10 protein-coding genes and 1 pseudogene are annotated in these 11964 nt (G+C 59.3%); 3 read left to right on the top strand and 8 right to left on the bottom strand.

The annotated features are described in order from the left end of the window. Window positions 1–515: 515 nt before the first annotated feature. Complete coding sequence (gene pgm, locus CI15_RS00835) at window positions 516–2195, top strand: phosphoglucomutase (alpha-D-glucose-1,6-bisphosphate-dependent) (RefSeq protein ID WP_241495776.1); 1680 nt, start codon at window positions 516–518, stop codon at window positions 2193–2195. 958 nt (window positions 2196–3153) lie between these two features. Next, window positions 3154–3483 carry a hypothetical protein gene (locus CI15_RS00830; protein ID WP_062123264.1) on the top strand — a complete coding sequence of 110 codons (330 nt, stop codon included), beginning with the start codon at window positions 3154–3156 and terminating at the stop codon, window positions 3481–3483. 193 nt (window positions 3484–3676) lie between these two features. Here the strand turns inward: CI15_RS00830 and CI15_RS00825 are convergent, their stop codons facing one another. Both CI15_RS00825 and CI15_RS00820 read right to left on the bottom strand, forming a co-directional pair. Then, window positions 3677–4498, bottom strand: coding sequence for a PRC-barrel domain-containing protein (locus tag CI15_RS00825; protein ID WP_062123261.1), 822 nt, complete (start codon window positions 4496–4498; stop codon window positions 3677–3679). 60 nt (window positions 4499–4558) lie between these two features. Further along, entirely contained in the window at window positions 4559–5146 is a 588-nt protein-coding gene (locus tag CI15_RS00820) for a BPSL1445 family SYLF domain-containing lipoprotein (RefSeq protein ID WP_062123258.1), read from the bottom strand. 502 nt (window positions 5147–5648) lie between these two features. On the opposite strand from CI15_RS00820, the gene CI15_RS37995 reads away from it, so the two are divergent. Next, window positions 5649–5771, top strand: a complete 123-nt coding sequence (locus tag CI15_RS37995; RefSeq protein ID WP_277621022.1) for a hypothetical protein — start codon at window positions 5649–5651, stop codon at window positions 5769–5771. A 47-nt stretch (window positions 5772–5818) separates the two neighbouring features. Here the strand turns inward: CI15_RS37995 and CI15_RS00815 are convergent, their stop codons facing one another. From CI15_RS00815 to CI15_RS00790, 6 genes and pseudogenes are all read right to left on the bottom strand, one after another. Next, on the bottom strand, window positions 5819–6211 hold the full coding sequence (locus CI15_RS00815) for a PRC-barrel domain-containing protein (protein WP_082814157.1): 393 nt from the start codon (window positions 6209–6211) through the stop codon (window positions 5819–5821). Between the two features lie 298 nt (window positions 6212–6509). Further along, entirely contained in the window at window positions 6510–8108 is a 1599-nt protein-coding gene (locus CI15_RS00810) for a SagB/ThcOx family dehydrogenase (protein ID WP_062123255.1), read from the bottom strand. Window positions 8109–8485: 377 nt separating this feature from the next. Next, complete coding sequence (locus tag CI15_RS00805) at window positions 8486–9205, bottom strand: Crp/Fnr family transcriptional regulator (protein ID WP_062123253.1); 720 nt, start codon at window positions 9203–9205, stop codon at window positions 8486–8488. A gap of 290 nt (window positions 9206–9495) precedes the next feature. Then, window positions 9496–9837 (bottom strand): hypothetical protein, encoded by a 342-nt coding sequence (locus CI15_RS36265; protein ID WP_153041027.1) that lies wholly within the window; start codon window positions 9835–9837, stop codon window positions 9496–9498. Between the two features lie 71 nt (window positions 9838–9908). Next, window positions 9909–10391, bottom strand: coding sequence for a Spy/CpxP family protein refolding chaperone (locus CI15_RS00795; protein WP_082814163.1), 483 nt, complete (start codon window positions 10389–10391; stop codon window positions 9909–9911). A gap of 487 nt (window positions 10392–10878) precedes the next feature. Then, window positions 10879–11673, bottom strand: a pseudogene (locus CI15_RS00790) (ABC transporter ATP-binding protein); the annotation flags it as partial. Between the last annotated feature and the right edge of the window lie 291 nt (window positions 11674–11964).

Genomic DNA, 11964 nt, shown 5'->3' with positions numbered 1-11964 from the left:
ATCACGCCTTTCGGGCGCGATGTACCAATACCAGGCGATTCGCTAATGCCTGCTACGCGAGCGTGATGCGAAGATCACTGCTACGGGCAGGTTGGAATAGCACGATCCCATGGACGATGAGGTAAGTCTGTACGGTGGCGTGCAGGTTTGACGCGTGCGAACGGTTGCCCGCTGCGTATCTGAAGTTGGTCGCTTCTGCGTCAGCATCCGGCTTCCTGGGCAGCTTCTGCGGGTGACATCCTCGCCATATTCACTCTGTAGGTCCTCCCGTTGACGGCACCCCCCTCATCTGCGCTCGGCCAGGTCGACCTGAAGTCGATGCCGTCAGCCGTAGCGCGGTACGGCACCGTACCGACACCGATCTCAATGATGTGCAAGGTATCGCTGATGCTATGTGTCTTCAGTTTCAAGGCACGTTCGACGCGGCCGGGCGATTATCTTCTGGCATGTGGAGGATGCGAAAAAGGCGGCGCTCGCCATCACGGATTATCGCGAGGCCATCGATGCGATTACCCATGGAGACCGCGATGAACCTTAGTCCTCTCGCCGGTAAGTCGGCGCCCCATGCGATGCTGGTCAACGTCCCACGGCTTGTCACGGCGTACTACACCGAAAAGCCGGACCCTGCGATCCCGGGCCAACGGGTCGCGTTCGGCACATCCGGCCATCGCGGCTCGGCGTTTGTGCGCAGCTTCAATGAGTGGCATGTGCTCGCCATTACGCAGGCCATCTGCCACTACCGGAAGCAGCAGGGTATCAACGGTCCGCTCTTTATCGGCATCGACACGCACGCACTGTCTGAACCCGCTTACGCGAGCACGCTCGAGGTGCTGGCCGCCAACGGGGTCGACGTCATGATCGCGCAAAACGGCGAATACACGCCCACGCCGGCGGTGTCGCATGCCATTCTTGCTTACAATCACGGCCGGACGGCGGGTCTTGCAGACGGCATCGTTATGACGCCGTCGCACAATCCGCCGGAAAGCGGTGGTTTCAAATACAACCCGCCGAACGGCGGCCCGGCCGACGAGACGGTAACCGGCTGGATCGAAAGAGCGGCGAACGGTCTGCTCGAAAGCAGGCTCGATGGTGTGCTGCGCGTGTGTTTGCCGAAGGCGCTGCGCGCCACGACGACGCATCGGCATGACTTCCTCAACGCCTACGTCGGAGATCTCGTCAACGTCATCGATATGGATGTGGTGCGCGGTGCGCCGATCCGTCTCGGCGTCGATCCGCTTGGTGGTGCGGGTGTGCACTACTGGGGGCCGATTGCCGAGCGTTACAACCTGAATCTCACCGTGGTCAACGACGAGGTCGATCCAACCTTCCGCTTCATGAGCGTCGATTGGGATGGACAGATTCGCATGGATCCATCGTCGCCGTATGCGATGCAGACGCTGATCGATCAGAAAGATCGCTTTGACGTGGCCTTTGCGTGCGACACCGATCACGATCGCCACGGTATCGTCACCCGGCAAGAGGGACTGCTGCCACCGAATCATTATCTGGCGGTCCTCATTCACTATCTGTACGCACATCGCCCGCTATGGCGCGCTCAGGCGGCAGTGGGCAAGACCGTCGTCAGCAGTCAGTTGATCGATCGGGTGACGGAAAATCTCGGCCGTCCGCTTTACGAAGTGCCGGTCGGCTTCAAATGGTTTGTCGATGGCCTGCTCGACGGTTCGCTGGGTTTCGCCGGTGAAGAGAGCGCGGGCGCTAGTTGTCTGGGGCTCGACGGTACGGCGTGGAGTACCGACAAGGACGGTATCGTTCCCGCTTTGCTTGCTGCCGAAATCACGATCCGCACGGGCCGGGATCCCGCTGAAATATACCGGGATCTGACCCAGCGGCTCGGCGAGCCGGTTGAGCGGCGCGTGCAGGCGGCCGCGACGGCGTCGCAACGCACGCTGCTTGCGCGGTTGTCGCCCGTGCAGTTTCCCCACACTGAACTTGCCGGCGAAAAAATCGAGCAGGTGCTTGACCGGGCGCCTGGCAACGGTGCGGCCATTGGCGGCATCAAGGTGGTGACGAAGAGCGGATGGTTTGCCGCTCGGCCGTCAGGCACCGAAGATATCTACAAGATTTATGCGGAAAGCTTCCGCGGCGAGGACCACCTGATGCGTATCGTCGAGGAGGCTGAGGCGTTGGTCGGCAGCGCGCTAGAGGCACAAGCGGCCACGGATGATGGCACGTAGGGATACGTTGCTCGCAACTTGAAGTGCAGACGGTACGCTCCCGTATCCACTTGTCCGCGCCACTTGACCGGCTCGCTCGGTCAGCGGCGCGTGAACACCGATTGATGCAGTGGGTGAGGGGCCTTGACCGCTACCGTACAGACCTGTTCAGTCGCACGTGAGAATGTGACGGTACACCCTGAGGCACGGGCCATTCCCCGATCGCAATGGAAAGGCTCGCATTCGCGTACAACCGGGCGCTGATTTCTTCGTTCCAGGAAAATTCTGGCGGTGAAGTTGCACGCGGCCGGGGTAGTCTCGAGCCATGCGCGACTAACCGCTTAAGTGGGGGGAACGTAAGGAGCGCGTCATGTACAACATCGTCTGGCTCGTGGGAGCCGTAGCCATCGTTCTGTTTGTGCTGGGCTATTTCGGATTGAGATAGACGTGCGAGGGGAATCGCGCCGCATCTTCCAGCCGCAGAGCGTGTTTTTGCCGTAACGCCACGCTTTGCCTCTTATGTCCCGAACATATCGACCCGCATACCCGTCACCGGAGGTCATCATGCGCGCCCATCGTCCCGAGAAACGTCCGAATAGTGAAAACAGTGAACACAATATCGACGAAGCCGTCGAGGGAACATTTCCCGTTAGTGATCTCCCCTCGATCGGTGGCGCGACGAAAATTTTCTCCGCACCCGATCACCGGAAATCGCACAGGAAGACATTGCAGACGAAACACAGGTAGCAGATTTGCCCATTTGATATCAAGTGGCCGCCTCGGTTGAGCGAACCGAATTCAACTGAAGAGCCAGCCATGATCCGATGGCTGCTGTTCGACGTGGGTGGCCAACTGCATCTCGATTCACGGCTTCTTTGTGGGTAATCGTACTGGCCGACTCCGGGCAGTTTGCGAATTTACGAATGTGACATGGCCGGCGCCCAGAACGGACGTCATGGATTGACATCGGAGAATCATCATGAGCAAAAAGCACGCCGCCGCGGAACCCGACAAGACTCGCTCCACTCAGGTCGCGCTCGTCGCATTGGCCAGTCACATCCAGACCCTGGTTGCTGATGGGTCGCTGGACGGTCGATGTGCAGCGAAGCTCGTTAAATGCCTGAGGAAGGAAGCGGTCGCCGTGGAGGACAGCAGCAGTGGGACGAGGGCGGAGCGAAAGATGCTACTGAAGACGTTTGACGCACTCGATACAGCGCTGTTTGAGCAGGGCGCGGCGATGCTGGTGGCGGCCAACGCGGCACTTCGAGCGGATGATGTGTCAGACGGTGCGGAAAAGAGAATGACGTGATGCGAAAATCGATGCGTTGCCGTCGTTCAGACTTTTGATTTCGAAGTGCGGTCGACCCCCACACGCCCGTCACGAGTCGAAGATAACGACCGGATCTTCACGAAGCGCTTCCATGACGACATGCTCTGACGCATATCGTCAACGTGGCTCAGGCAATGGTTGACGGCGCGCGTGCGTTGCAGGCCGATGGGGATCAGGGCGCCTGGCCGTAAAGGTCTGCCTTCGACCAGTATCCGTGTTTTCCATAAAACTGATGGAGCGCGACTTCGTAACTTCGATGGAGTGGAACCGAGTCGTCATAGGCCGGACTCTGCCGGATGATCTCGCGAGTCAGCGAGGTTGAAACAGTCGAGGCGAACCAGTCCACCTCGTCCAGCCAGTAAGTTGCGATCAGTATTTCCTTGCCGCCGGGCCACCAGTTACGCGTATCGACAACCAGATAACGAATGACCCAGGCTTCGTCGTCGTAAATGAAATCCGACACATGGCCAAGACTGCCGTCGGCCGTTTGCAGGTGGTAGCCTTTGATCGCTTCCGTACTGCGCAGATGAACGTCGGTACGTGAGCGGCTCACGTGCAGTATGGGCGGCGCCGGCAACTCCGATTCTTCATCTGACGTCGGCCCTGTCGGATCGAACGCGGGGTAGGCGCCCATTCCCCAAAGGTTGGGCCCACCCCAATACGTCGGATAGCTGTAGTAGCGCAGGTACTCGATTTCATTCTGTCGCGACACCGGCTTGTGCGCGTCGATATTCGGACTGTCTTTCACCTGTTGTCGGGTCAGGCTCACATGGACCGCGTGGACTGCCTGGACCGGATTTGACACCGCGCCCGCGTGCTCGACCGAGTACGGAGAAATCAGTACCTGCCGGTCGCTAAGCCAGTTACCCGTCTCGACCACCAGATAACGGACACCCCACGACTCGTCGTCGAAGTAGACCTGGTTGACAGAGCCTATGTCGCCGTCAAATGCGCGAACGACGCATCCGTGCAGGCTTCTTATGCTTCGCAACATGATTTCTCCGCAACCTGAAAATCAGGAACTCGTCACATGGGAGGTCCTTAGTGCGGCTCTCTAGTAAGATGTGAGCCGGGTGACTTTCGTGCCTTGAAGCGATGCGCCCGCCATCAACCCGCCGTTTGCCAGAACAAAGGCATCCACCTGGCCTGTAGCCGTGCTCGTATCGACTGCGCCGTTCGCCCCGAGTTTCAGTACGGCCACCGACGCGTCTGCGCCAGCCGACCAGCCGTCGGCGCTACGGAACCGGTTGAGCGACTGCTCGGTCATGAAGAGGAACACGATCGCGCGGGATTGCGCGCCGATCTGCCATCCGACAGAACCCGTTGCCGTGCTGTAGTACCCGACGGTATTTCCGCCAACGCGCAACGAGCCTTCCCCATACTGGCCACCGACCACGAAGCCCGCATCCATGACCGACGGAAATATCAGCACGCCGCGAGCCTTGCCGACCAGTTCACGCGAGCCATTTGCCGAGACATAAAGCCGGGCCAGGGTCGAGTCGACGCCTGCATCGATCGTGTGGCGCTTGTCCATCTGCTGACCGCGGGCGTCGGTCGAGTTGGTTGTCGTGCAACCAGAGACCGCGAGGCCCAGAGCCAGGATCGACCCCGGCGTAGTCCATATGAAGGTTCGCCTGAGCATGATGTTCTCCTGATTTTCGATGGTGACTCTGATCCTACGCCTTAGCGAAAGCAGATGCGGTACGACAGCGTACAGACGCAAGCCTTTATCGGTTGCACTATGCGTTCCTGCTTTCCACTCGTTCCGCATTCCACCAGAGGTGTCGACGCAATGCCTGCGACTAGCCGTCCCCCCTCCTTTAAGGGCACACCATGACATACGCAATGTGGGGAATCCTGATCGGGATGGCACTGATTTTCGGCGTTTCTTTGTACCGCTCGGCACATCCACTCGAGCATGGACAGCGTCCCAGCCAGTCGAGCGGAGAGGGCGAGCAGGCCAGGTTGCGTGAGCGATACGGCCTGTAGTCCACGAAGCGATCAAAGCGGCGAGGACAACGGGCTCTTCCGGGCCGCGATAGTGGTCATTGTTCAGGTCCCTACGCCTGCGCTTTCTCCCGCGAACAGAGACGCGCCAATGTGATCTCGTAAGGACCTGCCGTCGCCCTGGTACGAGCTTGTGCGTGAGCCATGACGTGAGCTGCGTCGTCGTGGACGGCCTGCGCCTCGCCGGCGGCAAGTCAGCCGGGAAACTGCTCGACGACGGCAAGCGTCATAGTGTGACGGTGACGCTCGGCAAGCCGTAGGGCCCCAGACTCGATGCGGTTACCAGTTGTCTTGCACGTAGGGCAGCCTAATCAGGCGCATATCTGAATTCGGGTAATGCTTTTAGCGATTCTTTGGTCGCGTCCGGCAAACGCATTTGCCGGTCGACGATCTGCAGGCTGTTCCATGGCACCGCGACCAGATGAGTTCCCATGCCGAGAAAGCCGCCTACCGACAGGATCGCATAAGGTACCGGATTGTTCGGGCCGATAATCAGATCATCGATCGTCCCGATCTTGTCGTGGCTGTGGTTGAACACCGGGGCTCCATCGATCTTCGATGCCCGGTATCCGGTCGCCAGTTGCACGACGTCAACGCGTTTCGCGTTGATCGGTTGTGGCGTTCCCTGAGCCTCTAGCGTGCCACTCGTCAGGGCAAAGATAAGCAGCGTCGCCGGCAGCGTCGCGATATAGCTTTTCATGGTGGACCTCTCTGTTCGCCTGCTCGTCATCTGTATGGTCAGTACGCGCTCGACGTCAACTTGACATCCAGAGGCGAAGCTGGCCCAGTTGCGCGGCGCATGAATACGGTGCTCGCAAGCGGAATTGATGTCGGTACGGTTCCGTACCGGAGACGACGGCAACAAACGTCGTGCCGGAGGCATCGGCATCGAATGAGGTTCGTCGATGGCGAAGATCGGCGCATGTCATGAAGCATTCTGTTGCTGGTTGATTCTCGCGGAGGCAGTCGCGCCATTGGCGACGCGCGGCATAACGGCCTTAAGATTGAACCTCATACGGCGGCAATGTGCAGAGGCGTTCATCGTCTACCGCACCCCCAACGGTAAAGTGATACAGGCTTTGCCAGGCGTGATTCTTTACTCCGAGCAGCGTGTGCATTTCATCATCGAAAAAGCAGCCTATCCCTGTTGCACGCACGCCAGCGGCTTCGGCCTCGAGATAGAGGACTTGGCCGAGAACGCCGCATTCCCAGAACAGCTGGCGATAACGCCATGGTTGTGCGAGGGCGATCTCGAGTCTTGTGATCATTCCCAGCGCAAAGCAGGAGTCGGCGGCGATATCCTGGTGGCAGCAGATCGTCTTTGCAATGGCGCGTAAATCGTAGGGCAGCAGAAGATAGAGCGGCAGACACTCCGGCCCGGTCTTCTCCCACAGCCATTCTGGCCGCAGAGACTGTCTGAGATCCAGCAGCGCTTGCGGATTCCTCACGAGCATATACAGACCCGGCGTCAGGCCATCGACGCGGTGTACCAGTAGCGCCACATGCACGGCCACGGCGGATGTCTGTGCGTTCCACGGTGGTGTCTCGCGACCGGGTAACAAACACGCCAGCATGCTAAAAAACGCCGCCTCGGTGATCGACGTTTTCCCGTCGAAATTCACAGCGCTGCGGCGCTGCCGTGCGATGTGGGCAAAGCTGAGATCAAGGGCGGGCGTCGTGGGCGAAGAATGGTGTTGCGGATTCGGCAAGTACGTTTCACGAGTACGGTACTTACGTGTGGCGCGTTGGATCGAATCGATCTCGGGCCACTTCACGTGTCCGGAGCTCAGCTGGTTCGCGTGTCCGTACCACGCAGCCTTATCCAACGCGGCCAGCATGAGTTCAAGATCCGGCTGTCGTTCAGGATTGCCGATCCAGAGTAAAACATCCGGCGCTTCCGCTTCGGCATCGACGAAATCTTCGCCGCGGTCCAGGCCGAGCAAACCGGCCGTAGCGTCATCGGCAGCCGCCTCCATTAGCCGCGTTTGCCAGCCGAGCGCTGCCGCCGCGTAACTCACCGCGGCGATGACATGGCCGCAATCGTGCTGGCAGTAACGCCAGGCACGAAGACCGTATTTCCATACCTCGCGCCAGTGGATCGAGCTTACGCCGACCAGGACACCGCTCTCGGCAAACGCCTCAGCCCATCGCGGATCGTCCACCGCCGCGCGATGTTCAAGCGCATGATCCCGGCTCAGGTAGTGGTAGACGCCTCCGGACAATCCGGGCAAAGAAGGACACAGAAGATAGCACTCGGTCGGATGCAGATTTCCGCTTGATGGATTGCAGCGCAATGCCCATCGCTGGGTGCCCCAGGATTTCCACGCCGACAGGCCGAGCGAGAGCTCGAACAGGATTGCCAGGCTGGGTAGATCGAATGCATGCGCGGGTGGCAGGGTACCGCAGCGCAACGTGTTGTAGCGAGTAGCCAACGTGTCCGCGGCTAACGGCAGATCCACGCGCGGTGCACCGGAAAATACCCGGAACGGATCAGGCTGCGTTGCCCAGTCGAGCTCCCGAGGGCCTGGAGCGTAGCGGTCGACGCGATGCTTGCTGCGTTCGTGATATTCAAGCAGGGCATGTTCTAACGGTTCCATGTTCCCTTCCGACCAGGAATGTGCGCGTATGAGGCAGTACTTAACCCGCTGGCAGGCTGCTGAGCCAGGTTCTTCGTGACGTCGTGGCGCAATGTGCGGGGATCGATCCTCGCGGTCTGTCTGTCGTCATCAGGCTGCACGACGATCAGCGCGTCCGACCCGAGGGTTGAGCAGAAGGACAAACGACATACCATTGCCGGGTGCGTCGACTCGACGCGTGGACGCTTCTACAGCGTCGCGCCCGGCTCGCGTGAACTGATCGCCAGATAGGAACCTGGCGATACCCTTGACGCTTGGAAGATCCTTGTGCACGCAGTAGATATGCAAGTACTCAAGGCGATCATCGCGCTTTAGGGGGACTCTTCGGGACGCGCCGCTTACAGGGCCTTGAGGTCTGGCAGCAGGCGGTCGAATTCCCGTCTGACCACGTTGTAGCACTCGCACACACGCTTTTCGAGTCCAGGGCGATCCAGCACTTCGATATGGCCGTGGCTATAGCGGATCAGCCCCGCATCCTGAAGCTTCAACGCCGCTTCGGTGACCCCGGATCGGCGCACGCCCAGCATGTTTGCGATCAGTTCCTGAGTCATCTTCAGTTCGTTCGATGGCAGGCGGTCGATGCTGAGCAGCAGCCAGCGGCACAGCTGCTGGTCGATCGAGTGGTGACGGTTGCAAACGGCGGTCTGTGCCATCTGCGTGATCAACGCCTGCGTGTAGCGCAGCAATAGCCGCTGCACGGGTCCCGCGCGGTGAAACTCCTCTTTCAGGATCCGTGCATCGAGCCGGTACGCCTCGCCGGCGCTTTGCACGATGGCGCGATTGGGCATGGTCTCTCCGCCCATGAAGAGGGCGATACCGATGATTCCTTCGTTGCCCACAATCGCAATCTCGGCGGAGGAGCCGTCTTCCATCACGTAGAGCAGTGAGACGATCGACGTGGTGGGGAAATAGACGTGATCGAGCCGGTCGCCGGATTCATAGACGACGCGCCCCAAGGGCATATCGACGACAACCAGATGGGGTGAAAGACGCGCCGACTCGATGTCCGGCAAAACGGAGAGCAGATGGTTGTCTTTCGCCTGACACTCGTTCGCCATGTGCCGCTCCTCAGAATCCTGCCTGAAAACTGCGCGATGTGGTCATCGCAGCGATTCCGGATGACAAACCGGGTCGCTACTTCGGATTATAGTTCTCGCGCGTATTGGGCACACTTTGGCATGTTTTAACAAATGGCGGAAAACGTCGCGTGTGTCCGTCAACTATTCCTACAGTTGAAAAACGCTCCGCCAGCGCCGTCAGGCGCGCGGGGGAAACTCCCCCGTGTTCTCCTGTTCGGCGATGGTTGGTCAGGACAGCAGCGTGCGGTCTGGATTACGTGCCGTTCCTGCTAGCGAAGCTGGATCGGTATGAACAAACTGATGCCAGGCGACTCATCGGGAGCGTAGACAACGGGCGGTGGAGAGTCGACGTAGTCCTGACGGCTGTAATCGTCGCCGTGGCGCCGGGCATCGTGCTGATAGTGTTGATCTCGGTGAGCGTCCTGATGTCCCTGCTCACGGTGATTTCCGCCATTGGTCGTATGTTGCTGCTGCTCGTGCTGATCGTTGTTGGCACCCAGCGCGGGCGAAACGAACAACCCGCTGACGACTAACGCGATAGCGGACGCCATCACAATCCGGCTCTTCATCGAATCCCTGTACGCGGTTCGTCTTTCCGTGCTTTTCATCATGTTCTCCTGTCTGCGGCCCGAAGCGGCGTACGACGCTGTTTCGAGTCACACCCATCGCGGGTGACCCGCGATCAGCCTTTCTTTGCCGAATCGTGGTGCTCTGTCCGGAAGATCAAATCGGTGTTCTTTTTCTGCTTGTCGGACATGCTGTCGTACAGCGTTTGGAACACAGGCGTGAGTTTTCTGATGCCCTCGGCATGCGCGTCGGCGGCCTGACCGTAGGACTTGAGATCATCCATGGCGCTCATGTTGTTCATTTGACTCATGCGAGTTTCTCTAAGCGCGTGCATCGTATTCTCATTGTCGCGCATGACCTGCGCGACCTTTTGCCAGAGCGCTTCCTGCGCCTGGGTGATCTGAAGCTTGCTGTGAAGGCTGTTGATGCGCGAGTCAATCGACTCGTGTGCCGCCACGGTAATGACGTGTGCTGGTGCCGGATTCTGTGCGGGTGTCGCAGCGTCCGCCGGGCAGGCGAGTGCCGTGATCGCGAGAAAGAGTGCTGCAATAGCTGCAGATGAACGTCCCGGCGGGAAGGTAGCGGTATTGCTTTTCATGGCGGTCTCCAAGGCGAGCCAGAGGCGCCCGCCAGCGTTTTCCTGTCATTGCGGGCGAGCTTTGATCAAACAATTGAGGTATGCGCTGATTCGTGACCGGCGTCTGTCCGGTGCCGGACGCATCCCGCAACCGAAGAAATGGATCACCTGGAAATTGTTAACTCGATCATCAGCCATGCTGCCCGAAGTGCGAAGGACCACTTGTCCGAAGCCAAACGAAACGCGAGTCACAAGATGTGCGCCTGTACGCACGTTGCGCTACAGCGTCGAGCAGGGTGTCGTATGGCCCGCGCAGCGTTTTTCGTCGATCGACTGTCGCAAGCAGCAAGGACTTGAATTCAAGAACAGGTACATTCTTGTAGAACACGAGGCCATCGCCAGCGAGGCTTCGAATTCATTTGCCGTCTAATCCGCATCGCCCGGCTCCATGGAGGCATCGTGCAACGGTTCTACCGCTCAGGCTGCATTTTGAATGGGTGGTTTGCTTTCAGGCTGTGTTCGATGCGGGTACGCGCTTGCGCTGTCGCGTCAGTGTCTCGCGATACATGCCCGGGACGGCAGCCAGTTCCGCCGGGGTACCGCTTTGAACCACTCGGCCCCGATTGATCACGACTATCCGATCGAAGGTCTGCAAGGTGGAGAGGCGGTGAGCGATGGCGATGACGGTACGGTTTTTCATCAACCGCTCAAGGGCGGATTGAATGGCGAGTTCGGAGGCCGTATCGAGCGCTGAAGTCGCTTCGTCCAGTATCAGGATTGGCGAATCCTTGAGAATCGCGCGCGCAATGGCGATCCGTTGCCGCTGCCCGCCAGATAGCTTTGCGCCGCGATCCCCAGCGATGGTGTCGAGCCCCGCGGGCATGGCGGCAAGAAAGTCCATACAGTTCGCGTCCTCGCATGCGCGGCGAACTTCGGCTTCGGTCGCGTTCGGAACACCATAGCGGATGTTATCCATCAGCGAGCGGTGAAACAGGGAAGCGTCCTGCGGGACGATCGAGATCGCCGCCTGCAGACTTTGCACGGTGACGGGCGAGATGTCCTGTCCCGAGATCCGCATGCAACCGGACTGCGGTTCGTAGAAGTGCTGGATCAAGGCAAAAATGGTCGACTTGCCGGCTCCGGAAGGGCCGATCAGTCCCACCCGTTCGCCGGCCCGAATGTGCAGGTCGAGTTCACTGAGCACGGGCCGGCGTTGGGGATAGGCGAAGGTGACCTTGTCGAAGTCTACAGTCGCCTCCTCTATCTGCAACGGGGCAGTGTTGCCGCGTTCTGCCATCTCGTGCGCGATATCACTGACGCTTCGAAGCCTCCTTCTTCAGCTTCTTCGCGTCTTTCTTTTCCTTCGGTGTTCTGGTGGCGGTTTTCTTCTCCGTCTTCCTGGCGTCGTGGGCTTTGGTCATGATGGACTCCCTTTATGTAGAACTCTCACAGAGGACGACGCGACGCCCTTTCTACGCAGGCATGCGTCGATTCAGAATATTTCGAGGCGTTTGCAACCACGGTCGCGTCGTCACCCGGGCGTTCGAGGATGTCTTTTTTCAAGTGTAGTCCTGTTATGCCCGGGAAACGCTAA

Source organism: Paraburkholderia monticola, assembly GCF_001580545.1.
Taxonomy (GTDB): Bacteria; Pseudomonadota; Gammaproteobacteria; order Burkholderiales; family Burkholderiaceae; genus Paraburkholderia; species Paraburkholderia monticola.
Note: the sequence above shows the minus strand (reverse complement) of the source record. Positions and strands in the feature narration are given on the sequence as shown.

What these genes read in the sequence shown, in the direction of transcription:
- pgm (WP_241495776.1), top strand. Translation starts at nt 516, where the DNA reads ATGGAGACCGCGATGAACCTTAGTCCTCTCGCCGGTAAGTCGGCGCCC.
- CI15_RS00810 (WP_062123255.1), bottom strand. Translation starts at nt 8,108, where the DNA reads ATGGAACCGTTAGAACATGCCCTGCTTGAATATCACGAACGCAGCAAG.
- CI15_RS36265 (WP_153041027.1), bottom strand. Translation starts at nt 9,837, where the DNA reads ATGATGAAAAGCACGGAAAGACGAACCGCGTACAGGGATTCGATGAAG.
- CI15_RS00815 (WP_082814157.1), bottom strand. Translation starts at nt 6,211, where the DNA reads ATGAAAAGCTATATCGCGACGCTGCCGGCGACGCTGCTTATCTTTGCC.
- CI15_RS00830 (WP_062123264.1), top strand. Translation starts at nt 3,154, where the DNA reads ATGAGCAAAAAGCACGCCGCCGCGGAACCCGACAAGACTCGCTCCACT.
- CI15_RS00795 (WP_082814163.1), bottom strand. Translation starts at nt 10,391, where the DNA reads ATGAAAAGCAATACCGCTACCTTCCCGCCGGGACGTTCATCTGCAGCT.
- CI15_RS00820 (WP_062123258.1), bottom strand. Translation starts at nt 5,146, where the DNA reads ATGCTCAGGCGAACCTTCATATGGACTACGCCGGGGTCGATCCTGGCT.
- CI15_RS00805 (WP_062123253.1), bottom strand. Translation starts at nt 9,205, where the DNA reads ATGGCGAACGAGTGTCAGGCGAAAGACAACCATCTGCTCTCCGTTTTG.
- CI15_RS00825 (WP_062123261.1), bottom strand. Translation starts at nt 4,498, where the DNA reads ATGTTGCGAAGCATAAGAAGCCTGCACGGATGCGTCGTTCGCGCATTT.